We start from the raw sequence: 22,163 nt of genomic DNA on the forward strand, positions 1-22,163 counted from the left end.
GTTTTTTGCTTGTAGGTTCAAATTACATTAATTTCAAGCATGAAAACACTGCAAAGCCTTAAAATAGTTAGCATTTTATATTTATTGATTCCCTCAATTTTATTTTTACTCACTTGGATTCACCTTTGGATGGGTATTCCGTGTGTGCTTTTTGTTGCTTTTTATACTTGGAAAACCGTTTTTCAACATCCTTTTAAGCAAGAAACGGAGCATTTAACACTCCAAAATATTTTACTGAGTGTGGCTTTGTCGATTGCCATAAATTTTATTTTGGGTATTGGAGAGTTTCGCCCACAAACGTATGATTTTCAGGCAAATAATTTTAAATATTATGATTTAATGACTAATGATTTACCCGTTTACTACGCCAAACAACAGACTTATCTTTGCTATTACACGGGTTATTATTTGCCTTCGGCTTTGTTGGCAAAGGTATTTGGCTTGGCAAGTTGTAAGTATATTTCTTTCGTTTGGAGTGTACTCGGTTTAGCTCTTGTTTTTACTTGGATAACCACTTTTACAGTTAAAAGAACGTTTTATCTTTTGCTTGTTGTTGTGTTGTTTTCTAATACTTGGATAGTGGTTAAATTGCTCATGAATTTTGAATTTTTCCAAGAATATCTTCAGCCGTATTATTTCCAACTCAATCAATTTAAACTCATCACTCAGTCATTTGTCAAGAACTACGCATGGGCAACTCAACACACTTTGCCAGCGTGTTTGGGCGGGTGTATTATTATTGAAGATTTTAGAAAAAAACAAACTGAAAGTGATTTGAAATACTTGCTTTTGATGTTACTTTCAACCATGTTTTGGAGTCCATTAACGACAATTGGCTTATTTCCTTTTGTGGCAATTTGTTTTGTAAAGAACTTGAAAAACTTGTTTTCTGCTTCAAAAATGCAAGATTTAGGAATGATGATTTTGGTTGTTTTAGCTTTTTTTCCGTTGATGTTATACTTTATTAGTACCGAAGGCGTTCACGCTAATAATACCGAATTTATTTGGCAAACGGGTATTGCTTGGTGGTTATTCTTCTATTTACTTTATGCTTTTTCTAACTTTATCGGTTGGGGATTTTTCTTGAAATATTATAAAAATAATGCAAAATTACTTTGGAAAATTGCGGTGATTTTTCCTTGCTTAATAGCTATTTACAGAATTGGAATTTATAACGATTTTAATATTAGGGTTTCATTCCCTTCTTTTTTTATTCTCTCTATTTTGGTAGGAATTTCGATGGTGGAACGTTTAACTTGGAAGTCGGTGGGAGGGGCGATAATTCTGTTCATTTTTTTTCTGAATTCAATTTCAAACCTTAATCAGATTGCCAAAGGAATTTTACCTGCAAAAATTCTCACGACGATTGAAAAACCATTTATTTTCAAAGCTACCAATATGCTTGAATTTCAGCGAGTTGCTTATGGAGACGAATCGGCAGTGTTGGAATATTCTTTGAAAAAAGATTCTGTTTTTGAGCGGTATTTTTTGAAAAAATGATATTTGTGTACGCCACGAAGGCACAAAGTCTCTAAGTGATTGTGATAAAACTTATATCCTTAGCATCTTTGTGCCTTCGTGGCAAAACTTTTGAGAAACCATTTATTTTCAAAGCTACTAATATGCTTGAATTTCAGCGAGTTGCTTATGGATACGAATCGGCAGTTTTGGAATGTTTTTTGAAAAAATGATATTTGTGTACGCCACGGAGACACAAAGTCTCTAAGTTATTGTCATAAAAAAATATCCTTAGCGTCTTTGTGCCTTAGTGGCAAAACTTTACTTCAAAACCTTCTTTAAAAACTCATCAACATACTTAATTGTTGGCTCAAACCAAGGATTGAAAAGGCAAAACGAATGTGGGGCATCTGGAAATGAATGGACTTCTGAATAAATCTGATTTTGGTCTAAAACCTTTCTGAAATCGTCTCTGCCTGCGTGCATTCTATCTACGGAACTATTCAGGAATAAGATGGGAGGCGTGTTTTTGCCAACATGAGCAAGTGGTGATGCTTCTTCCCAAAGTTTTAAATTGTCAATTTTTGAATAGCCAAACCAATAAGTGGCGGCAGAAGTACGTTTGCTATCGTCGCCCTCACCTGATTCTGGATGTACAAAAGACAGCGTTCCATCAATATCAACGACTGCTTGTACTTTACTTGAATGGTTCAAATTACCGTTATTTCCTTCAAAAACTGGATTTTGAGCCGTTACACCCATGAATGCGGAAAGTTCTCCTCCTGCTGAAAAACCTAAAGTTGCAATGCGACTTGTGTCAATATGATAAGTTTGAGCATTGGCTTTCATCCAACGTAAAGCCGTTTTTAAATCATGAACTGCGGCAGGATAAAGTGCTTCCGTTGAAAGTCGATATTCGGGCGTAAAACAAACGTAACCCAACTCGGCCAAGCGTCTTGCTAATTGATAATGTTGCGTTCTGTTGCCCGTTCGCCAGCCACCACCGTGAATTATCATGATGGCAGGTGATGCTTTTTTCGCCATTTTTTTAGGAGAAAATACGTCTAATAATAAGGCTCTTTCTCCAATTTTTCCATAAGAAATTGCCTTTAATTCATTGACTGAATTCAATGTTTTTTCAGAAACGATTTCTGTAGTTGGGTGCGATTTTTTACTGCTTTGATAGGCACTAAAGTTAGAATATGAAGTGTCAACTTTGCCAGTAATTCCTATAAGTGAAGGTTGAGTCCAGAAATTGTTTAAGTTTGGGTTAATACTTCCCGCAAAAATCTTCTCATTACTGTATGTCAGTGCCTCATTATCAATTAGTTGATGCGACCATTTTGCTCTTGCATTGACGTTTGCTCCTTCGCCAACGTTTTTATATTCGGCATAAAAAGTGGTAGTTTCATTGGCAACATTCGACCAATTATCCCAACCCGAAGCGACAATATGTTTGCCTAATTCACAATTGATAAAAACTGTTTTGGCAAAACTTCTCCACGGGCGACCCAAAAAAACTTTGTCAACATTAGCTTCAGCAGTTAATTTGCAGTTTTTGAAAACGTAACCATAATTGACCCAGTTTGGCGTAGAAGCGGCTGAAACATAGCCATTTAACTTGCTGTGAATAGTGCAATTTTCAAATAAAGCGGTGGAAGAACCGAAAATAAAATCGACCGTTCCTTCAATGTAGCAATTGACAAAATGCTGACGAGCGTTTTCTCCAGAAGAAAAAATAGTGTCTTGATTTCCTAAAAATCTGCATTTTCGCATTACACAGCGGTCGCCTTCAATATGCAGAGCAACGGCTTGTCCAACTCGTCCAGCAGTATTTTCGATGATGAGATTTTCCAACGTAATATCGTTCCCCATTACTTTTAGTGTGTAGGAGTCAAATGTCTCGAATTTCCCTTTGCCCGAGTAATCATCATAGCTAATAACGGTGCCGTCTTCACCCAATAAAGTTACGTTTGATAGTGTGCTTGGAATGGAGATTTTCTCTTTGTAAATTCCCTTTTTGATGCGAACAGTAATACGTTTTGGAAGATAAACCCTAATGGCATCAATGGCATCTTGGATGTATCTAAAATCGCCAGAGCCATCTTTGGCAACTACCAAATCGTGCTGGATTTTAAGGGCTTGTGAATTTGCACTTAAAACCGTCATGAGCGATAAGAAAAGGGATAAGTAAATTTTGGATAGAGAGAATTGTGATAAATTTTTCATGAGATTATTAATCAATTTTATAAAACAGTAAATGATTAATAATCAATAATCTACTCTAAATTATGGTGCTATTTATTTTCTTGCCGTGAAAAAAAGAGAACTTCCAAAGAAACCCTTTTTGAGAATCTTTTCTTCAATTTTTACAACTTTATAAAACAGTTCATTGAGCCAATGAGGAGGCACATTTACGTCTGAAACCAACTTTGAGGTATCAATCAATCCTAATTTTAATTGTAATTGTTGAGAAATTCTGATAGCTAAAACCAAAGGAGAAAGTAAACAAGTCCAGTAAGAATGATATTGAATTTTCAACGTAGATTTTGCCGTAAATACCTGAAAATCCTGTAAGGTGAAACGCCATTTTCCACCAACTGCAATGTCGTGTGTTCCATAGAAAATAGGGAAGGCATTGTTATTAGAAAGGAAAATTCCGTTTGGTTTTAGAAGATGCGAAATATTCTGTAAAGCCTTGATAATCTGAGATTTTTCTAAACAATAAAATACATCATTGCAGATAATTACGTCGAATTGCTGAGGAAGGAAATTTGTATTGAGGTCATCGATACTCATTTTTTGTACATTCAAATTTCGAGATTTTGAAAAGTGAATGGAGTAATCAGAATAGTCAATACCTTGAATATTTGAGTAGTTATTTTTACGTAAAAAAGTCAATAAACCACCCGTTCCACAGCCAATATCTAAAATATTGATGCCTTTGTTTTCATGGAATTGATGGATTATCTCAGCCAATATTTTTTCGTGAAGAATTCTATACCACCAAAGTTTTTCTTCGGCTTCATACATCATTCTAAATTCATCTTCACTACTATTCAGCATTGTTTAAGCGTTTTATTTTGAGGGTATATTGTGGCGTGTTACTCTGTGTTAAAAAGGTTTTTCCGATGTATTCTCCAACAATTCCGATAGAAATTAACTGTATTCCTCCAAAAAATAAAATGACTAATCTAATTGGGTAATCAACGATGGCAAAAAACTGCAATAAGGATAATATAATGGCAGTAAATGTTGATAACATTCCTAAAAATAACGATAATCTAACTGGTAAAAGGGAATAACCAAATATGATATTGAGGAATAAACCTGCCAATTTTTTGGCTGTATAATTGGATGCCCCGTGATAGCGGTCGTTGTGAATAACCGTGATTTTACCAACATTATCAGTAATATTAAAAATTATGCCGTCAAGATAAGGATATGGCCCTTTGTACTTACAAATTTCTTTAACTACCTCATTCTTAATAAGTTTAAAACTGGACAGATACAAATCTTGAGGTTTTTTAAATAAAGAGGTAGTTACTTGATTGACTAACCAACTCCCAAAATTTCTCATGGGATGATGCTTTTTTTCATCGTACTGACTATAAACAACATCGAAATTACCTTTTTGAGCGGTTTCTAATAATTTAATTATTTCTGAAGGTGGATTTTGAAAATCATCATCAATAATAACAGTATATTCACCTTTGGTGTAATTTAAACCACACATTACGGCGTTAAACTCTCCAAAGTTTTTACGAAGAGATAAAAAAGAAACGTTTTTATACTTTTCAGAAAGCCCTATACATACTTGTTCGGAATTATCTTTACTGCCATCATTTATTAAAATAATTTCAAAGGCATAGCTCTTTAACTGTTCTTGTACGGTTTCGACAAGTTGAGTTATGGTAATTGCTCCGTGATAGACAGGAATAACGACAGATAATAACATTCTATAAGGTTTGGGAAATTGGGTGATTCATAATTAATATTTATTAATAAAATGAATGATGTAGGTGATTTCTTCTTCTGTAAGAGATGTATTGAGGGGTAAACTCACCACTTGATGGTGTATTTTTTCAGTAATGGGCAGTGTTAATTCACTCCATGACTTATATGCTAATTGTTGATGTGGTGCAAGTGGATAATGGACATCTGTTCCAATACCATTTTCACTAAAAAATTGTCGAAATAAATCTCTATTTTCAAGTCTAACGACAAACAAATGCCAAACATCATTGTCGATAGAATCTGACGAAGGCAGGGTAATTTTAGGATTATCAATTTCAGTTAAATATCGCTTCGCAATCTTTTTGCGGCAATCGTTTTCTGTATCAAGATAAGGTAATTTTACATTTAAAATAGTAGCTTGAATTTCGCTCAATCTACTATTATATCCCTGATAGTCAAATATATACTTTTGAGATGAACCGTAATTTCTTAAGGCATATATTTTTTCAGCAAGTGCATCGTCATTTGTTGTGATTGCCCCAGCATCGCCCATTGCTCCTAAATTTTTGGAAGGGTAAAAACTAAAGCCTGCTCCATCAGATAAATTCCCAGCTTTTTTGTTTTGATAGATAGCACCATGAGCTTGTGCGGCATCTTCAAAAACTTTTAAATCATATTTTTGGGCAATAGCGTTGATTTCATCCATTTTACAGCATTTTCCATAAAGATGCGTAACTAAAATGGCTTTCGTTTTGGCTGTTATTGCCTTTTCTATGGCATGAGGATTAATTAGGTAATCTTCTAAGGTTGGCTCAACTGGTATTGGTACAAGATTGGCGTTGGATACCGCCAAAATGGTAGCAATATAAGAATTTGCGGGAACGATAACTTCTGAATCATGAGGAAATTCAGAGGCTTTAAGCATAATTGTTAGGGCATCCAAACCATTGGCAACACCAATGCAATATTTTACGTTGCAGTAATTGGCAAAACTTGTTTCAAATTGCTTTAATCTTTCTCCTAAAATGTACCAGCCAGAGCAAACGGCTTTGGAAATTTCTTCTGTGATTTGGGCCTCATAAATCTGATTGATAGATTTAAGATTGAGAAACGGTATTTGCATTTAATTCAATATCAAGTATTAACAGTTGGGGAAGATTGTGTATATGGTTCAAATATATAGTCGTCTTGGTCATACTGTGTATTTGCCAATACTAAAAGTATTGATGAATCTGTGAACTCATCCATAACGTGCCAATCTTCAGGTGCTAATAAAAGACATTTGTCGGGCGAATCTAATTGAAAAAAATCTTGAGTTATATTATTATCTACCCAAACTCTGCAACTACCCGATATGCAAATTAAAGCTTGCCATGTTTTCAGATGGCGGTGAGCTCCTCTTTCATGTCCTTCTTTACCTCTAATGTAAAATACTCTTTTAATATCTCCAGGTAATATTTTTTCAAAAACTGTTAGGTCGCCTGCATCAGATTCAAATGTACTTAATTGTAAAATTTTTGCCATAAACTATTTAGAGTTTGTTAACTAATGGTGTAAAGATACAGGTTTTTGTAATTAAAGAGATTACCGTTTTATAATTCTACTCATTTTTGATTTTTTTATATAAAAAAACCGTTCTAAAATAAGATTTAGAACGGTTTTAGGAGCGATGTAACGGTATCTAAGTTATTAAGCTATTACCACCGCAGTTCCTTTTTCTACATCATGTTCAACCGTTTTGTACTTAACGTTTTCTTTGATTGAACCGTCACGATATTGAACTGTTACTCTTTGGTTACGGTCAGCAATTTTAACGGCTTGACGTGGTACAATTTTCTCAACTGACTGACCTCCACTTGGGTCATGATAATCCTGTTCGTCACCTCTGCCACCTGCCAAACCGCCAATTAATGCAGAAAGTGCATCATCTTTTTGAGTTTGTAATTTAGGCTGAGGAGCTTGCTTTACGGGTGCTTTTGGAGCTTCTGCTTCTTGAATTTCTGGCATATCTGCTTTCATCAAGAAACTAACGGTATCAATGTTGATTCTGCTCAAGAAACGTTCAAATAATTTAACTGCTTCGAACTTATAAATTAATAATGGGTCTTTTTGTTCGTAAGAAGCATTTTGAACTGATTGTTTCAAATCGTCCATGTCTCTCAAATGCTCTTTCCATTCTTGGTCAATTAAACTCAAAGCAATAGATTTCTCCATTTCTTGAATCAATTTACGACCATTTGTATCAATTGTTTCTTGTGCATCAGCAAACATTTGTGACATCATATTGCCACTCACAATTGGTACTTGCATACCTGTGTAGCCATGAGAAAGAGCCTCTTGTGCAAAATTTACAACTTTCTCCATCAAACCTCTATTTTTCGCTTGATAATGTTGCTCGGCTGCTTCGTACAAACGGGTAGTACGTTGTTGGGTATTGAATTTGCCAATTTCATCACGTGAGAATGGGGGAATGATTCCCAAAATCTCAATACAACGCAATTCTAATTCATCATAATTCGCATTGTTTTGTACAATTTCAGAACAAACATCATACGTATTATTGGCAATATCTAAGGCTAAACGTTCTCCGAAAAGGGCATTTTGACGACGTTTGTAGATGGCATTTCTTTGGTAGTTCATTACGTCATCGTATTCTAATAGACGTTTACGAATACCAAAGTTATTTTCTTCTACTTTTTTCTGAGCTCTTTCTACCGAAGACGTAATCATTGAGTGTTGAATCACTTCGCCTTCTTCCATTCCCATTCTGTCCATCACTTTAGCGATACGGTCTGAACCGAATTTACGCATCAAGTCATCTTCTAATGAAAGGAAAAATTGAGAAGAACCAACGTCTCCTTGACGACCCGCCCGACCACGTAACTGTCTGTCCACACGGCGAGATTCATGTCTTTCTGTACCTACAATGGCTAAACCGCCTGATTTTTTGGCATCAGTTGATAATTTAATATCCGTACCACGACCCGCCATGTTGGTAGCAATCGTTACTTTTCCTGCATGGCCAGCCTCCGCAACAATGTCTGCTTCACGAGCGTGTTGTTTGGCGTTCAATACGTTATGTTGAATTTTACGAATTGAAAGCATACGGCTCAATAATTCGGAGTTATCAACCGAAGTTGTACCTACCAAAACTGGACGACCTGCATCTACTAATTCCTGAATTTCGTCGGCAACGGCATTGTATTTTTCACGAACGGTTTTATAAACTTTATCTTCGTGGTCAAATCTTGAAATTTGACGGTTTGTAGGAATTGTTACTACGTCTAACTTATAAATCGTCCAAAATTCACCTGCTTCTGTTTCAGCCGTACCCGTCATACCGCAAAGTTTGTGGTACATTCTGAAATAATTTTGAAGCGTAATGGTTGCATAAGTTTGCGTTGCATCCTCAATATTGGCACTTTCTTTGGCTTCAATGGCTTGGTGTAATCCGTCAGAATAACGACGACCTTCCATGATACGACCCGTTGACTCATCTACAATTTTTACTTTACCGTCTGTTTCGTCAACGATATATTCAACGTTTTTCTCGAATAAAGTATAAGCCTTTAATAATTGGCTTACCGTGTGAATACGTTGTGTTTTTGCTGAATAATCACGAATTAGAGCTTCTTTTTCAAGTAATCTTTCTTGTTCTGTAATCTCTGCTTTTTTCTCAATGGCAGTTAAATCTACCGAAAGGTCAGGAATTACAAAGAAATCAGGGTTTTCTACCATGCGAGTCATGAAAGTCAAACCTTTTTCAGTCATTTCCACCTGATTGTTTTTCTCTTCAATCGTAAACATCAACGGAGCATCCGCTTCTGGCATCAATTTCTGATTTTCTGCCAAATAGATATTTTCCGTTTCCTGCATGATTTGCTTGATACCTGTTTCAGAAAGATATTTGATTACAGGACGAGCCTTCGGTAAACCTCTGAATGCACGGAAAAGAGCTAAACCACCTTCTTTTTTATTACCAGCAGCGATTAATTTTTTGGCTTCTACCAATAAATCTTGTACCAATTTCTTTTGTTGCTCAACCATGCGAGCTACCAAAGGATTGAAAGCATCAAATTCTTGTTCGTCTCCACGAGCCATTGGTCCCGAAATAATCAAGGGTGTACGGGCATCGTCAACTAAAACTGAATCGACCTCATCGACCATTGCGAAGTGATGTTTGCGTTGTACTTGCTCTTCTGGCGTGCGAGCCATGTTATCACGGAGATAATCGAAACCGAATTCGTTATTTGTTCCGTAAGTAATATCCGCTAAATATGCCTGACGACGTTCATCTGTGTTGGGTTCGTGTTTGTCGATACAGTCAACGGTCAAACCATGAAATTCAAATAAAGGAGCATTCCATTCAGAGTCACGTTTGGCAAGATAATCATTGACCGTAACCAAGTGAACACCACGACCTGCCAAAGCATTTAAGAAAGCAGGAAGGGTAGAAACCAACGTTTTACCTTCACCCGTTGCCATTTCTGAAATTTTACCTTGGTGCAATACAACTCCACCGATAAGCTGAACATCGTAATGAATCATGTTCCACTCAATTTCATTACCTGCGGCATTCCATTTGTTGTGCCAAATGGCAGTTTCACCAATAATTTCAACGTTTTTCTTCTTAGCAGCAAGAAATTTATCTTGAACCGTAGCGGTTACTTCTAATTTTTTATTTTCGGTAAAACGTCTGGCGGTTTCCTTGACGATGGCAAACGCTCGGGGCAGAATGTCCAGAAGAACAACCTCTAATTGCTTATTACGGTCAAGACCAAGTGTATCAATTTGGTTGAAAATAGTTTCTTTAGCATCTACTGACATCTCAGGATTTGCTTCGACCTCCATTTTCAAATCAGAAATATCAGCATCAATCTTTGCAAGATTTTTCTGAATAATTTCTTTTAATTCGGTCGTTTGCTGACGAAGTTGTTCATCAGATAGGTTACGCAGTTTTGAAAATTCGGCATTTGTTTTTTCAACGTAAGGCATCAATTCCTTGATGTCACGGTCAGATTTTGTTCCGAAAAGTTTGGTTACTGCTTTGGTGATGTAATTTATCATTATACTGTTTTTATGTTCTGTGTTTTAATTCAATATTCATGATTTGATGTTTGATGGTCGTGATTCGATGTGTGATGTTCTACAAATATTGAAATACGATAATCTAATATCAAGCAACGAAAACCGAATATTTCCTGTCTCTAAAATGGAAATACTTACAAATTTAGTTCATTCGTCTTGATTTTTTTTAAACGAATCAGATTTTAAAGTGTCGAAGAGGGTAGTTGTTGTGATATTCGGTCATAATCAAGTATGACCGATAAGTAATTTATGGTCAGTTGTAACAAGTATTCTCAGTTTTTTGATTTTATTTTGTAAGGTTAAACAATCTCTCATTTTTACAAGAATGAAATATTATATCGCCCATTTTTTATCAACAAAGATATTTTCCTTTGCTATTAAAATGAAAAAACTCTTTTTGATATCTTTTATGATACCTGTTTTTTCTTTAAGTTTTGGGCAGGTTTCTGGTTTTCAAGATGAATTAAAAATTAAAGGAAGTCATGGAAATGGCTTTTTTGGTTTAGTAGGGAGTAGCTTTGACCAAACTGGAAGAATGTTTGCCTACGAAACTAATGGTAAACTATGGGCTGTTCGTTATGATTCCAGTAATGTTGAACAACGTTATTTAATGCTTGATATTTCTAATGAAGTATTAAGTACAGGAGATTTGGGTTTAGTTTCTATGGTTTTAGACCCTGATTTCCTTGTAAATGGGTATATCTATCTGATGTATTCTGTTAATAGACAGTTTTTGTTGACTGGTAATGATGGAGGCGATGACGTGAGTCAGGCAGGAACAATAGTCCGAGTGACACGCTATACTGCTGATATAAACACTGATTTTACGACTTTGATTGCTGATAGTCGCTTCATTTTAATTGGTGATGTACCCTCTGATGGAATTCCTGTTTTGGGACCAAATCACGGAGGAGGATGTTTGGTATTTGGTAATGATGGAACATTGTTGATTTCAACGGGAGATGGTTCGGTAGTTGGAAACGATACAGGGAATAATGGTTATGTCTTTGAAGCGATTGATGCAGGAATTATCACACCAGCCCAAAATGTGGGTAGTTACCGTTGCCAAATGGATAGCAGTTTGAATGGTAAAGTGCTAAGAATTAACCCAATGACAGGTGAAGGTTATGCTTCAAATCCGCACTATGAGCCTAATAAACCACGTGCTGCACAGTCAAGAATGTGGGCGAAAGGGTTTAGAAATCCATATAGAATGACCTTAATGCCAAATACTGGAGGGCATCATTCCGAAGAAGGAAATCCTGGCGTTTTGATAGTGGGAGACGTTGGGGGGTATCAAAGAGAGGAAATAAATACAGTTACGGCGAGTGACCAAAATTTTGGTTGGCCACATTATGAAGGCATAGATTCGAGCAATGAAGCATTTGACGATTCTACTTATATTCCTGCTATTAATAGAAAACCTGTTTTTGAGTATAGAGAACACGCTTTTCATGCCAATGTTTTTCTGAATCAAGCTACAAAGAAACAATTGGGAACTCACGAAGGAGAATTTTTCTATAATGGCTTGGATGTTTTTAAGGGTAGCACGATTGTTATTGGTAATTTTTATCAAGGAAGTCGTTTTCCTGCAAAATATCATAATGCTTTGTTTTTTGCCGATTTTGGAGCAAAATGGATTCGAGCTATGACTTTTGATGCAAATTATGACCCAGCTACTATTGAAGATTTTGTCCAGATTCCTGACCAGATAGTAGGTGTAACGTTCAACCCTAAGGAAGATGCCATTTACTATATAAGTGGTAACACGGCACCCTGCGACGAAGCTCATAAAATTACTTATTCATCGGCAGATACGCCACCCATTGCAAAGATTGAAGTGGATGTAAATAATGGAATAGCTCCGTTACCAGTTGCCTTTAGTGCCATAAAATCTTATGACCCCGATGCCACAGAGCTTACTTACGAATGGCGTATTGATGATGTCGTTTTTAGTACAGGACTTGCTCCACATTATTTATTTAAACCTTCTGGAGATACCTCACAAACCTATAAAATAAAGCTAAAAGTGACCGACCAAAATGGTACAGGAACTTCTGCGGTTGATTCTGTTTACATTTACGCTAATAATACACGACCTATCGTTTTAAGTACCAGTTTGGATACTGTTACTTCCATTCCTCCCAATCAAAACTATAATGTTAATCTCTCTGCAATAGTTACAGATGCTCAGACGAGTGCCAATAATTTAATCTTGAGTTGGACGATTGCTTTTGCTCATAACGGGCATGAACACAAGGATAGTCCTTTGATTGGGAATAATATTTCTGCTACGTTGCCCGCCGTTGGTTGTGAAGTTGGGGAGGCTACTTACTGGTACAAAATTTATTTAAAGGTTACTGACATTCAAGGTTTATCCGAAACCGTCGTGAAGAATATTGAAGTAAATTGTGCTGGAATGGCTCAAACAATTACTTTTGACGCAATCCCGAATCAAGAAATTAATATTAATGCACTCAATAGTTTATCTGCTTCTGCGGTATCGTCGGTCGGAGTAACGCCTCTGTACTACTTTACTATGACAGGTCCCGCCTACACGATTGATAATCAAATTAAACTGACTGGTAAACCTGGGAAAGTTGCCATCAGAGCGGTTCAGCACGGAAATGTAAACTACAAACCTGCATTGCCTATTGACCGATTTTTTGATGTTGATAGAACAACTACTCATTACGTGATGCGTTTTGATTCTATTCCTGATAAATTAACCACTGATACTTCCTTTACAATTATTGCTACAACCACACCGACAGAGGAAATTTCCACGTATATGTTGATTTCTGGTCCAGCAACTTTGTCTGGGAATACGGTCAGTTTAACAGGAGACACAGGAACTGTAAGAATTAGAGCGTATTTTGAGGGGAATTATTTTAAGAGAGGAGTTTATATGGATAGAGTTTTTAAGGTAAATATTACAACCTTACAACTTCCCCAAGATGAAATCATTTATGGGGATGCTTTAAACCCAAATTGGCAAAATTTTTCCTCAATTTCTTCTTTAGATATTGCAAACACAAGTCCACCATTTATCAATACTAAATCTATCAAAATAACTAATCCAATAAGTGATGAAACGTTAGATTTTAGGAAAAATGCTGCTCTTCATGTGGCAGATTTTCCTCATGGTATTGAATTTTGGGTTTATAATGAAGGGAATACTCCTTTTCCTCTTCAAGTACAAACATTTGAAACCAATAATGGCGGAGGAGGCAATATAATAACTGTGATGGCAGACCCTAAAAAATGGGTGCATTATGTTTTGGAATGGAATCTATTCGGAAGCCCAACACAGATTGGCAAAGTGATTATAAAATTAAATCAGTCGCAAGCAGAAAGTCTTTATTTTGATGAAATAAAATTGCTTTATTGTGCTGATATGCAGTCTGTTAAAACGGGTAATTGGAATGATGCCAGTGTTTGGTCTTGTGGTCGGATTCCCATTGTTACTGATACCGTTACAATTAATACAGAACATACTGTTACCATTGCAAATGGACAAAGTGCAACGCTCAATTTATTGTACCTGTTGGGTACATTGAATAAAGAAGTTGGTAGTGTTTTGAATATTAACAATTATTGATTTGCTTTGATGAACAAAAAACATCTCATCAAACATATTAATGAACGCAAATCAAATTTTTAGTCTCGAAGGAAAAGTTGCCTTAATCACAGGAGCATCCAAAGGAATTGGTGAAGCCATTGCACGGTTTTACGCTGCTTGTGGAGCAAAAGTTGTTATCAATTCTCGTAAACAAGAAGAATTAGACAAAGTAGCTGATGATATTCGCTCGCAAGGAGGAGAATGTACGGGCATTGCTGCCAATGCAGGTGATATTGCGAGTTGCAAATTATTAATACAGCAAACCGTTGAATTGTACGGAGGCATTGATATTTTGGTGAATAACGCCGCTACCAATCCTGTTTATGGCCCAGTTTTAAATGCAGAAGAATGGGCTTTTGATAAGATTATGAATATCAACGTAAAAGCTCCTTTTGAAATTAGTAAAATGGTTCATCCTATCATGAAACAGCGTGGAGGAGGTTCAGTTATCAATATCAGTTCTATTGCAGGCATTACGCCCGACTCAGGTTTGGGCTTGTATTCGGTGTCAAAAGCAGCCTTAAATATGCTTACAAAAGTAACCGCTAAAGAATGGGGAACTGACGGCATTAGAGTAAATTCTATTTGCCCAGGATTAATCAAAACGAAGTTTTCAGAGGCTTTGTGGCAAAACGAACAAATTTTAAATCGTTTCGTGAAAAACTTACCTGTCGCCCGTATGGGAACCGTTGAGGAAATTGCAGGATTAGCCCTTTTCTTAGCTTCCGATGCTTCGGGTTACTGCACAGGAGGAATTTATACGGCTGATGGCGGAACGACGATTTAGATATTAGATGACAGAGAATAGAGGTTAGAGGTTAGAGATTTTGTCATCTAATCTCTGTTCTCTAAACTCTATCATCTATTCTCTATTAAACCCTTATCTTTGTCAAAATAAAAATAATACATTGGCAACATTCAAAGAATTAGGCGTTTCGGAGCATTTCATTCAAGCATTGACTGAAATGAACATCAACAAACCCTCAGAAATACAGGAAAAATCAATTCCTTTTTTACTCAAAAATCAAAACGATTTTATTGGTCAAGCACAAACAGGAACGGGCAAAACAGCCGCTTTCGGTTTACCGCTTTTGATGAGAATTAATCCGAAATCTACGGAAGTTCAAGGCTTAATTTTAGCTCCAACTCGTGAATTATGCCAGCAAATTGCGAAGCATTTATTCAAATTAACAAAATTTGCTCCCGAAAAAATCTTTGTTGGAGCCGTTTATGGCGGTGAAAAAATAGATATTCAACTCCGAAATTTATCAAAACCTACTCAAATTATTGTGGCAACGCCAGGAAGATTAATTGACTTATTAGACCGTAAAGCGATTAGTTTGAAAGCCGTCAAAACGCTTATTTTAGACGAAGCCGACGAAATGTTGAGCATGGGTTTTAAGGATGAATTGAATACCATTTTACGTCAAACACCTGCTGATGGCAAAAAATGGTTATTCTCGGCAACACTTCCAACGGCTCTACAAAAATTGGTAGATATGTACATGGCGAAGAATACGCACACGGTACAAGTGAGTAAAAATGAAGTAGTTAATAATCTGATTGAACACCAATATTTTGTTTGTGAAGAGAGAGATAAATTTGATTATGTCGTTCAATTTATCCAAACGATGTCTTCGGCTTCAGGAATTATTTTTTGTAGAACCAAAGCCGCAGTTCAAACCTTGACGAAGCAATTAATCAGTAAAAATTTTGCTGCCGATGCCATTCACGGTGATTTGCAACAAAAGGAACGGGATAAAGTAATGCGGGCTTTTAAGAATCATAAACTCAAAATTTTGGTAGCAACGGATATTTCTGCACGTGGAATTGACGTAGATGATTTAGCGTATGTTATTCACTATCAATTACCTGACCAACCAGAATATTACACTCACCGAAGTGGAAGAACGGCTCGGGCAGGGAAAAGAGGCATTTCAATTTGTTTCGTAACACAGTCGGAAGTAAAAAGACTGAATGAATACACCAAATTGTTGAACATTTCTTTCAAGAAAATTTAAGTTAATATTTCTGTTATATAATTTCGGCGAGCATTTTCAATCATAGATTTTATTCTATGAGGAAATACTCGCCGATTTTTGTTTGAATAAACTTAACGTAAGTAGTAATATTTTGATGTTTATTTTTTAAGGCTATCCGCTTGTATTCGTTCAATGGCAGCCTTTTTCTTGTTCCAAGGGGCAGTCGTATTCATTCCCATTTGAATGGCTAATATTGCCATCAAAACCGTGAAAATAATAAATACCCATCTAAATATTTTTTGATTTTTATTCATGTTAATTCTTGCCTATTATCCTTTATTGGTATCGTTTAAAATATTTTTCGCAATAAAATTAACTAATTAACATTAACCAATGAAGATTATCTAAAGAATCTAATTATTTTGCGAATTAATTAACCGCTGATACGATTTCAAAAGCATTTATCAAGTGCATAATTTACCCCCATGAAAAATAAACTAAAATATTACTTATTTCTTATTCCAGCGAGTAGCCTTGTGCTAAGTTGCTCGGATGCAGGTAAAAAGTACGAAGACGTTGAAGAAGCAAAAACGTGTTCTATGATTTTTATTGACAAATCGGTAAGTGTAAATGTCAATAAGAAATTTATTAACGAAAAATATACCAAAGTAATTAGCCAATTGATTGATGAAAATGTGAAAGGAAAAGGCGATAAAATTGAGGTATATTTCGTGCATGAAAATACTGCAAAAGGTAAGGCGGTTGAGGTAACAAGTAGAACTGAAAAAGGAGAAGTAGCAGGAGCGAGTTCTACTGATTCAGAAGCTATTGCAACGGAGTATAATATGTCGATGGATAAAGAGCGTAGTGTTTTCAAGAAAATTGTTTTTGCTCAATTGGCTTCTCAAAATACGTCTTCAAGCAAAAACAACACGGATATTTGGGCAGCGTTGCCATTAATAAATAAAGTTATTGCGAAAGGCTATAACGTAAAAGCCTACTTTTTGTCGGACATGGTAGAAAGCATGAAAGCAGAAGGTCGTAGAGATTTTCATACCAATCCACCTGTTGATGATGCTGCCGCAGTAGGTTGGGCAAGAGAAGATGCCGATGCTTTAAAATCATCAGTTTCAAATATTGGTTTAGCACAAATATTTATAGCCAAACCATTTGAACCAACGGCTTCAAGAAAGAAAAATAATCCAGCTATTTCAACTTATTGGCAACGTTTATTTTTAGAATTAGGCGTTACGTCGGAAGTTGTGGAACTTTAAAGGGGTGAGGAGGTAGGAGTAATGGAGTTAAGTTAAGGGTAAAGTAGCTTTTCCCTTAACTCCTCTCCCTTAACTCTTTCCTTATTTCCCCTTCTCTCTTCCCTCTTAACTCTTCCCCTCTATCAATAAAAATATGCTAATCGTCAAAATTCCTTCAACTGCCCAAGAATGGGAACAATATTACAATCTTCGTTTTACCGTCTTGCGTGAACCTTGGGGACAACTCAAAGGGAGTGAAGTTTTGAAAGATGAAGACCAAGCCGACCACGCAATGATTGTCGATTCTGAAACTGACGAAATTGTGGGCGTAGCACGTATGCAAACAAACACGCCTACGCAAGGACAAGTGCGTTGTGTGGCAGTATCGCCCGATGTACAAGGCAAAGGAGTTGGTAAATTATTAATGAAATATTTGGAAGATGTAGCCAAAGAAAAAGGCATCAAAGAAATTATCCTTGATGCCCGAGAAAATGCTGTAAAGTTTTATCAATCAATTGGTTATACAATTTTTGAAGATTCATATTTGCTATTCGGTGAAATCCAACATTATAAAATGAGAAAAGAATTAAGTAAGTAGTGGTGATTTGTAATTCAAAAATAACCTCAAATTAGTTTCCCAAACGGAACTAATTCCAACAAACGATGCTTCACTCTAATCTCTAATCTCTAATCTCTAATCTCTAATCTCTAATCTCTAATCTCTAATCTCTAATCTCTAATCTCTAATCTCTAATCTCTAATCTCTAATTTCTAATCTCATCTCTGCACTTTAACATCAAAATTAACCAATCCAGATGTTAAAGTAGCCCCACTTGTTGATGTTGTATTGGTTATTGTATTTACCTTAATTAACCCTTTTCTGGTTACTGATTTTCCATTTCTGGTAGTTCTTGTATGTTGAAACATATAGATTTTACCTGCTTCAATGGCTAAGTCTTGCGTAGTTGTGGGAATCGCTAAATTATTTAAAACTATATCGCTCACCGTTATCCAGTCAATACTAATATTTGTTGGTGCGTAAAAAACCGTAGTTCCACCAGAAGTTGATACTCCAGAACAGTTTTTGTCAGTAGCCGTATTGCCCAATCCCAAAGCACTTCTTCTTGGATTTGACAAAAATGTAGGTTTTATCGACGGAGAACCGATTGTTGCGTAAGAAATATCGACAAAATTTAAGTTAGAATCTAAATCACAGGCAGTATATAAATCGCCAGTAGTTGATGAAAAACGACTTGGCGTATTACTTGTTTGAACTCCCAAAGTTATATTACTGAATGACGAAATTTGGTCTGTTGGAGAAGGAAGAAGATTAATTGCTTTTCGAGAGACATTTCCTTTATTATCTGTAATTTCAACATAAAAAATCCGATAAACAGTTGTACCCACAGATGGCAAAGTCAATTCCAAACTTCGTGTTTGTTCATCTGTATTTTTTAGGCGAATATTGTCCAATAACAGTGTTCCAATTTTTTCAGGATTATTCGTCACATAAGCCGCCATTTTAACTGGTTTTCCTCCATCAGTTCCTTTTTTTATATTAAAAGAAATAGAGATAATATCGTTATTGGCAATAGTAATATCTGGTTTGGTTTCCCATCGGCTATCGGTAAATTTAATAGCTAATTTTCCATTGGCAGTAGGCAAAGGAGCGTCTCCAGGTTCGGGGTCAGGCCCACTACAAGACCAAAAAATTGAATAGATTAAAGTGAGGATAAAAATATTTTTCATGGGTTTTATTTGTATGACTAAATATTAGGAATAGGTTATTGTTTTGAAAATCAATGTGTTATTTAAAATCTTTCGATAATCATTTCAAATATAATTAAATCAAACTTAAAATCCTGATAATCAATCGACTATCAGGATTTTGAGTTTATAATTGTTTAAAATGATGTATCATAGAAAAACATTACATATTAACGAAACCCAATTTTATCTCTTTGGTACTGGCTTTGTATCATTTTAAAGGCTTCTATGGTTGCTTGATGCTCAAATTTTTCACGCCAATAATTGGTTTCTGCTCTGAGTTTTTCGGTTTCTTCTTTTAATAATTCTAAATCAGTTTTTTGCGGATTTGGCAAAATTTCAGGCGTTTGAATTTCTTCACCTAATAATTCCAAAATACTCATTTTAAGAATATTTGCTAACTTTTTGGCTCTGCTGAGGGTCAATTCTGTTTTATTGCGTTCAATATCTCCATAAGCGGAGGTTGAAATTCCCAAGAAATCAGCCATATTTTCCTGAGAATAGCCTTTTGAAAGGCGAGCATAACGTATTTTCTCTCCGATTTCCATAATTTCTTAATTGTTAATTTTTTGAGTAATATAATCGTAATTTATTGATTTATAGGTTTTTGTGAAGGATTTTCTGTTGCTTTAATGAACAAAATCATTTTTTCTGATAAATTCTCTGTAAAACTGACAAGAATTATTTCATAGTTTTTGCATCTTTGCTGTCGAAGTTTTTTCGATAACATAATTGTTGTTCAGATAAGTTTCAAGTTTTTTTCGCTCGAACTATTTGCGTAATCAGTAAGTTATTGATGAGAAGATAAATTTTAGACTTAAAAAATCACATTACATAAATCTAATTTAAAATATGTTTCCAAAAGAATTAAGTTCAGAAGAATTCAGAAAATACGCCGTACATCATAGAGGTTTGAACGGTTTGGCAGTTGACCAATACATGAATCAGGCAAATAATATTGGCGGTACAAGTCGTCCATTTATTGAAGATATGACACAATACATCATCGAAGAACGCCCAATGCGTTTTGCTCAGATTGATGTATTTTCTCGTTTAATCATGGACAGAATCATCTTCATGGGTGTTCCTGTGGATGATTATATGGCAAATATCATTGTTGCTCAAATGTTATTTATGGAATCAACCGATGCCAAAAAAGACATTATGATGTATATTAACTCGCCAGGTGGTTCGGTTTATGCAGGTCTTGGAATTTATGACACCATGCACTATATCCGTCCTGACGTTTCAACAATTTGTACGTCGTTGGCGGCATCAATGGGTGCAGTTTTATTAGCAGGTGGTACGGCAGGTAAGCGTTCAGCATTGCCACACGCACGTATCATGATTCACCAACCTTCGGGCGGAGCTCAAGGACAATCTCGTGATATTGAGATTACAGCTCGTGAAATCGTGAAAATTCGTAAAGAATTGTACGAAATTTTAGCTCATCACTCAGGAAAATCATTTGAAGAAATCGAAAGAGATTCAGACCGTGACTACTGGATGCGTGCTGAAGAAGCAAAAGAATACGGTTTAATTGATGAGGTGTTAACAAGATAATCTCCAATTTTATTGAAATTTATTGTAGAGACAAGGCATTGCCTTGTCTCTACTTCTTTATAGATAGGTAAGCATTTTTCATTTTAAATTCAGTATTTTTGCACACTTAAAAATCAAAATTGATAGCCGAAGCTTTTGGCTGAAAGCTAAATAACATGAAACAGCAACAACAACCATATTGCGTCCTGTGTGGGCGTTCACAGCGTGAAGTGCCTTTGTTGATGGAAGGTATGGACGGACATATTTGTAGCGATTGTGTGTCGCAGGCGTATCAGGTCGTGCAGACGGAACTTCATTCTGAAAAACAAAAACAAAAGAAAGCTCCTAAGTTTCAATTGATTAAGCCAATTGAAATGAAAAATTATATCGACCAATACGTCATTGGTCAGGACGAAGCCAAGCGTCACCTTTGTGTTGCGGTGTATAATCATTACAAAAGATTGATGCAGCCCAAAGTAAAAGAAGATGATATTTATATCGAAAAATCGAATATTATCATGGTGGGTGAAACTGGAACGGGGAAAACCTACATGGCTCGTACCATTGCCAAAATGTTGCAAGTACCTTTCTGTATTGCCGATGCCACCGTTGTGACGGAAGCAGGTTACGTGGGTGAAGACGTAGAAAGTATCTTGACACGTTTGCTTCAATCGGCTGATTATGACGTGGCAAAAGCAGAAATGGGTATCGTATTTATTGACGAAATTGATAAAATTGCTCGTAAATCTGATAATCCATCAATCACCCGTGACGTATCGGGCGAAGGTGTGCAACAAGCTCTTTTGAAATTGTTGGAAGGTGCGGTTGTAAACTGCCCACCACAAGGCGGACGTAAGCACCCAGACCAGAAAATGATTCCGATTAATACCGAAAATATCCTTTTCATTTGCGGAGGTGCATTCGACGGAATTCAAAGACATATTTCAAAACGTTTGAACACCCAACCAATTGGCTTTAGTTCGGATGATAATTTCTTTGAAGAATTTGACGATAATCACTTGATGCGTTATATCACATCGCAAGATTTAAAATCTTTTGGTTTAATTCCAGAATTATTGGGTCGTTTGCCAGTAGTTACGTTCTTGAATCCTTTGAATAAAGATACCTTATTAACCATTTTGACTGACCCTAAAAATGCTCTTACCAAGCAATATCATAAACTTTTCAAGATGGAAGGTATTGATTTGGAATTTGAAAAAGCAGCTTTAGAATATATCGTTGACCAAGCGATGGAATATAAATTAGGGGCGAGAGGTTTGCGTTCAATCTGTGAGGCAATCATTACCGATGCCATGTTTGAATTACCTTCTCAAACGGATATTAAACATTTGACCATCACGCTTCCGTATGCCCGTGAGAAATTTGAACGCACAGTATTTCATAAAATGAAGAAAGCAGCGTAAAGAATATCTGTAAGTTTTATCAAAAATGCCTGCAAATTTAGTTTGTGGGCATTTTTTGTCTGAACTAATA

General features: G+C 35.9%; 18 protein-coding genes. 9 read left to right on the forward strand and 9 right to left on the reverse strand.

Translation table 11 applies throughout. From position 1 onward, the window contains the following. The first annotated feature begins 39 nt into the window (after window positions 1-39). Window positions 40-1,500, forward strand: coding sequence for a hypothetical protein (locus VB796_RS14385; protein WP_323347260.1), 1,461 nt, complete (start codon window positions 40-42; stop codon window positions 1,498-1,500). Window positions 1,501-1,541: 41 nt separating this feature from the next. After that, window positions 1,542-1,691, forward strand: a complete 150-nt coding sequence (locus VB796_RS14390; RefSeq protein WP_323347261.1) for a hypothetical protein — start codon at window positions 1,542-1,544, stop codon at window positions 1,689-1,691. Between the two features lie 88 nt (window positions 1,692-1,779). Here the strand turns inward: VB796_RS14390 and VB796_RS14395 are convergent, their stop codons facing one another. From VB796_RS14395 to secA, 6 genes are all read right to left on the reverse strand, one after another. Further along, a complete protein-coding gene (locus VB796_RS14395) occupies window positions 1,780-3,687 on the reverse strand; it encodes a pectinesterase family protein (protein ID WP_323347262.1) in 1,908 nt (635 codons plus the stop codon). 72 nt (window positions 3,688-3,759) lie between these two features. Continuing rightward, window positions 3,760-4,524 carry a class I SAM-dependent methyltransferase gene (locus VB796_RS14400; protein WP_323347263.1) on the reverse strand — a complete coding sequence of 255 codons (765 nt, stop codon included), beginning with the start codon at window positions 4,522-4,524 and terminating at the stop codon, window positions 3,760-3,762. Continuing rightward, window positions 4,514-5,416 carry a glycosyltransferase family 2 protein gene (locus tag VB796_RS14405; protein WP_323347264.1) on the reverse strand — a complete coding sequence of 301 codons (903 nt, stop codon included), beginning with the start codon at window positions 5,414-5,416 and terminating at the stop codon, window positions 4,514-4,516. Before VB796_RS14405 ends, VB796_RS14400 begins: the two co-directional genes overlap by 11 nt. 33 nt (window positions 5,417-5,449) lie before the next feature. Beyond that, window positions 5,450-6,538 carry a DegT/DnrJ/EryC1/StrS family aminotransferase gene (locus VB796_RS14410; RefSeq protein ID WP_323347265.1) on the reverse strand — a complete coding sequence of 363 codons (1,089 nt, stop codon included), beginning with the start codon at window positions 6,536-6,538 and terminating at the stop codon, window positions 5,450-5,452. A gap of 11 nt (window positions 6,539-6,549) precedes the next feature. Then, window positions 6,550-6,939, reverse strand: a complete 390-nt coding sequence (locus VB796_RS14415; protein WP_323347266.1) for an FdtA/QdtA family cupin domain-containing protein — start codon at window positions 6,937-6,939, stop codon at window positions 6,550-6,552. A gap of 165 nt (window positions 6,940-7,104) precedes the next feature. Beyond that, window positions 7,105-10,482, reverse strand: a complete 3,378-nt coding sequence (gene secA / locus VB796_RS14420) for a preprotein translocase subunit SecA (RefSeq protein ID WP_323347267.1) — start codon at window positions 10,480-10,482, stop codon at window positions 7,105-7,107. A 403-nt stretch (window positions 10,483-10,885) separates the two neighbouring features. Between secA and VB796_RS14425 the strand changes: the two genes are divergently transcribed. From VB796_RS14425 to VB796_RS14435, 3 genes are all read left to right on the forward strand, one after another. Continuing rightward, entirely contained in the window at window positions 10,886-14,104 is a 3,219-nt protein-coding gene (locus tag VB796_RS14425; RefSeq protein WP_323347268.1) for a PQQ-dependent sugar dehydrogenase, read from the forward strand. Window positions 14,105-14,144: 40 nt separating this feature from the next. Then, window positions 14,145-14,912, forward strand: coding sequence for a glucose 1-dehydrogenase (locus VB796_RS14430; protein ID WP_323347269.1), 768 nt, complete (start codon window positions 14,145-14,147; stop codon window positions 14,910-14,912). A 121-nt stretch (window positions 14,913-15,033) separates the two neighbouring features. Further along, entirely contained in the window at window positions 15,034-16,146 is a 1,113-nt protein-coding gene (locus VB796_RS14435; RefSeq protein ID WP_323347270.1) for a DEAD/DEAH box helicase, read from the forward strand. A 119-nt stretch (window positions 16,147-16,265) separates the two neighbouring features. Here VB796_RS14435 and VB796_RS14440 read toward each other — a convergent pair whose 3' ends face one another. Further along, the gene (locus VB796_RS14440; RefSeq protein WP_323347271.1) at window positions 16,266-16,421 is read right to left on the reverse strand and encodes a hypothetical protein; all 156 of its coding nucleotides are present in this window, start codon (window positions 16,419-16,421) and stop codon (window positions 16,266-16,268) included. A gap of 171 nt (window positions 16,422-16,592) precedes the next feature. On the opposite strand from VB796_RS14440, the gene VB796_RS14445 reads away from it, so the two are divergent. Further along, on the forward strand, window positions 16,593-17,381 hold the full coding sequence (locus tag VB796_RS14445) for a hypothetical protein (protein ID WP_323347272.1): 789 nt from the start codon (window positions 16,593-16,595) through the stop codon (window positions 17,379-17,381). A 133-nt stretch (window positions 17,382-17,514) separates the two neighbouring features. Beyond that, on the forward strand, window positions 17,515-17,958 hold the full coding sequence (locus tag VB796_RS14450) for a GNAT family N-acetyltransferase (protein ID WP_323347273.1): 444 nt from the start codon (window positions 17,515-17,517) through the stop codon (window positions 17,956-17,958). A gap of 179 nt (window positions 17,959-18,137) precedes the next feature. On the opposite strand, the gene VB796_RS14455 is transcribed toward VB796_RS14450, so the two are convergent. Further along, window positions 18,138-19,109 (reverse strand): hypothetical protein, encoded by a 972-nt coding sequence (locus VB796_RS14455; protein WP_323347274.1) that lies wholly within the window; start codon window positions 19,107-19,109, stop codon window positions 18,138-18,140. A gap of 188 nt (window positions 19,110-19,297) precedes the next feature. Then, window positions 19,298-19,675: a helix-turn-helix transcriptional regulator gene (locus tag VB796_RS14460; protein WP_323347275.1), complete on the reverse strand. Its 378-nt coding sequence runs from the start codon at window positions 19,673-19,675 to the stop codon at window positions 19,298-19,300. Between the two features lie 304 nt (window positions 19,676-19,979). Here VB796_RS14460 and VB796_RS14465 point away from each other — a divergent pair, with 304 nt between their 5' ends. Together VB796_RS14465 and clpX are read left to right on the forward strand one after the other, a co-directional pair. Then, window positions 19,980-20,690 (forward strand): ATP-dependent Clp protease proteolytic subunit, encoded by a 711-nt coding sequence (locus tag VB796_RS14465; RefSeq protein ID WP_323347276.1) that lies wholly within the window; start codon window positions 19,980-19,982, stop codon window positions 20,688-20,690. A 155-nt stretch (window positions 20,691-20,845) separates the two neighbouring features. Next, window positions 20,846-22,093: an ATP-dependent Clp protease ATP-binding subunit ClpX gene (gene clpX / locus VB796_RS14470; protein ID WP_323347277.1), complete on the forward strand. Its 1,248-nt coding sequence runs from the start codon at window positions 20,846-20,848 to the stop codon at window positions 22,091-22,093. Window positions 22,094-22,163 lie beyond the last annotated feature (70 nt).

The organism is Arcicella sp. LKC2W (genome assembly GCF_034931005.1).
In the GTDB taxonomy this organism is placed as follows: domain Bacteria; phylum Bacteroidota; class Bacteroidia; order Cytophagales; family Spirosomataceae; genus Arcicella.